The 2710-nt window shown below is 53.3% G+C and carries 2 protein-coding genes, 1 tRNA gene and 1 pseudogene; 1 reads left to right on the forward strand and 3 read right to left on the reverse strand.

Annotated features, from left to right (window positions below; all coding sequences use genetic code 11):
• Nucleotides 1-946: tetratricopeptide repeat protein (locus AC1DWI_RS19125; protein ID WP_477725467.1), on the reverse strand; the 946-nt coding region annotated here is incomplete at its 3' end.
• 403 nt (nucleotides 947-1349) lie between these two features.
• Here AC1DWI_RS19125 and AC1DWI_RS19130 point away from each other — a divergent pair.
• A complete protein-coding gene (locus AC1DWI_RS19130; RefSeq protein WP_477668092.1) occupies nucleotides 1350-2189 on the forward strand; it encodes a lysozyme inhibitor LprI family protein in 840 nt (279 codons plus the stop codon).
• A gap of 173 nt (nucleotides 2190-2362) precedes the next feature.
• Here AC1DWI_RS19130 and AC1DWI_RS19135 read toward each other — a convergent pair.
• Together AC1DWI_RS19135 and AC1DWI_RS19140 are read right to left on the reverse strand one after the other, a co-directional pair.
• Nucleotides 2363-2438 (reverse strand) — tRNA-Thr (locus AC1DWI_RS19135).
• Nucleotides 2439-2461: 23 nt separating this feature from the next.
• Nucleotides 2462-2710: pseudogene (locus tag AC1DWI_RS19140) on the reverse strand (class 1 fructose-bisphosphatase); the annotation flags it as partial.

Genomic DNA, 2710 nt, shown 5'->3' on the forward strand with positions numbered 1-2710 from the left:
GGCTGACGGTGGCTGAGTTTGGGCATCTGTCTTTGACCCATATAGCGGCCGCTTGCGCCTGCAACGCCAAATCCGTAGTGAGTCCCAGGATTTCGAACGGTATTGCCACATTCCTCCCACGCTCGATTTCCTGGAAAATCTTTGGCAGATCGGAGGCAAGTGAATGCCAGTCGCAAACCTTCATTTTTGCGTGCAACAGCGAACCAAACACGAATTCGACGTTTGCATCCAGCTCCATGCTCCGCTTGTAACAGTCGGCAGCCGCGTCATGCCGTTTCATCTCATCGAGAGCGACTCCCCGGTTGATCCACACGTCGGGCCAATGCGGTGCAAGCGCCATCGCTTTCGCGTAAGAGGATTCGGCTGCCTCATGCTGCTTCAGTCCGTTCAACGCGATCCCCAGGTTGAGCCAGGCCTCGGCTGAATCCGGCGCCAGCTCGGTTGCCTTGCGGCAGGCGGCTTCGGCGGCCTCGTAATTTTTCTGGTCACTCAATACGCCACCAAGATTGACATAAGCGGGAGCCAGATCCGGACTCAGTGCAATTGCCTTCCTGAAAGCCGTTTCGGCATCGTCCAGCCGTTTCTGTTTGCTCCGGAGTTTGCCCAGGTTGGAGTGGGCAAAAGCATAGTCCGGCGCCAATGCCAGCGCCTGATTCAGACATTGCTCCGCCTTAAGGTATGCCCCCAATTCGGTCAGCTGCAGGCCGATGCTGTTTTGTGCGTCCGCAGAATTGAGTGTCCGAACCCGGGCCTTTTCAAGGGCGTCTACCGCCTCAGGTTTTCTGCCCATCCCACCGAATGCGGTTCCCAGGTGATACCAGGCTTCAGGCAGGTCAGGGGCGAGTTGAAGACTACGTTGGCACCACTCAGCGGCGGCGGCGTATTCACCGCGAGCGTTGGCGGCGCCGGCATTGCCGATGTAGTTGGAAAGAAGCTGCTCCAGCATTTTGATTTTTTGGTTTCCGGGAGGTTATATCTTCGCATGCCCTTCACGCGCAAACAGGCGCGACTGAGGCCAAGGCTGGGGCCAAGGCTGGGGCTAACCCCCTTTTTTGGACGTTCACGCAATTGCCAGACGAGGGCGTCCTTACCTCACTATTGAAAAAGACGGGTGTGCAACTTAGGGGCGCTGTAGTCGAGTCGGACTTTCAATTGGTTCCGAAGAGATGCTTTCATATATCTAACAGGAGCCTTTAAGCTGTCAATTTTTAAGGGCAGCTCAGTGCGGAAATTCGACACCCACGGGGGGAGATCCAAAAATGGTGCTAATCACATCCCTTGTATATGCCTGAAACCCCGGACAATAGAGTCACACAGGACATCGATTTAATCCAACGTTAGTTCTCACCATGAAGTTCACTGCAGTTCTCGCACTTCTCTTGCTCACAACGACCTATTCTTTGGGCAACGACAGAGCTATCCGAGCTATGGCACAGGGGCAAAAAGGCTATACAGAAAAAGAGATTCGTGAAGAAATCTCAAAAGGCTGCGATGGCACTGGAGACATGGCTCTTTGCACTTGGTATGGCTACTACACGAAGGACGTCGCTCTGAACGATACCTATCGGCTATTGATGCGACGCTTGGTGAGTACCGACTTGAAAAATGCTCTGCGCAAATCGCAGAAGGCATGGCTTGAGTTCCGCGACTCGGATTGCATGTTCTCCACGGGGGACTGGGAAGGAGGAAGCTTCCGCCGTGTAGCGATCGCCATGTGTTGGCAAGAGATGACGGATAGGCGCGAGAAAGAGCTTGCTGAAATCTTGAAGTGCAAGGAAGGAACTTGCTTCGAGCTACAAGACACCAAGTCTGCGGAGCCCGACCCCCAACCTGCTCTTGATAAAGCCATTCGAGATGGAATTATTCGTAAAGCAACGGCAGAAGATGTAAGAAAATTTCGGGATGCATACATTGACAAAAACTACACCAGGAAAAACCTCCTAGTGCCAGTGACAGAAGATGCTCTTTCTGTAGCCGAAACGGACTTATCGCGTGCCTATGTGGTGCTTGACAAGTTCACTTACCCTTCTGGTTTGGTAAACGAATATAGAGCAACCTTCTTTGTTCCCATAGGCGTTCCTGAGCCCAGCGGTGACATCGGTCATTCAGCGTTTTACGATTTTGGAACCCTCACTGTAGTGTGTACCGCTGCGAGAGCTGCTGCGAGAACAGGTTTTGTGTCTTGCTGATGAGAGGGCAGCAGAAATCAACAAGGTTTGGGTTGAGTCGGCGGTAAATGCTTGCCTACCGAAAAGAAAAAGCCTCCACAAAGGAGGCATTTTTAATGCGGAAAATCGACTGTCACCAGAAGTGACCTCAGCGATCACCGGTAAGTGACCACTATCGCTATTTCCGCCTGAATTGGTGCCGGAGAGATGAATCGAACACCCGACCTTCTCATTACGAATGAGCTGCTCTACCGACTGAGCTACACCGGCTTTTTATGAAATACAGCCTTCAATTATAGCCCGGAGTGATAGGAGGTCACCCGTTCGACCTCATTTTTGGAGCCGAGTATGACGCTGACGCGCTCGTGCAGCTTGGTGGGTTGCAAGTCCAGGATGCGTTGTTTGCCGTTGGTGGCGGCGCCGCCGGCCTGCTCGATGAGCCAGCTCATGGGGTTGGCTTCGTACATCAGGCGCAGTTTTCCGGCCTTTTCGGGCTCGCGTTTGTCCCAGGGGTAGAGGAAGATGCCGCCGCGGCACAGGAT

The organism is Polaromonas sp. P3_C2 (genome assembly GCF_056402675.1).

What these genes read in the sequence shown, in the direction of transcription:
- AC1DWI_RS19130 (WP_477668092.1), top strand. Translation starts at nt 1,350, where the DNA reads ATGAAGTTCACTGCAGTTCTCGCACTTCTCTTGCTCACAACGACCTAT.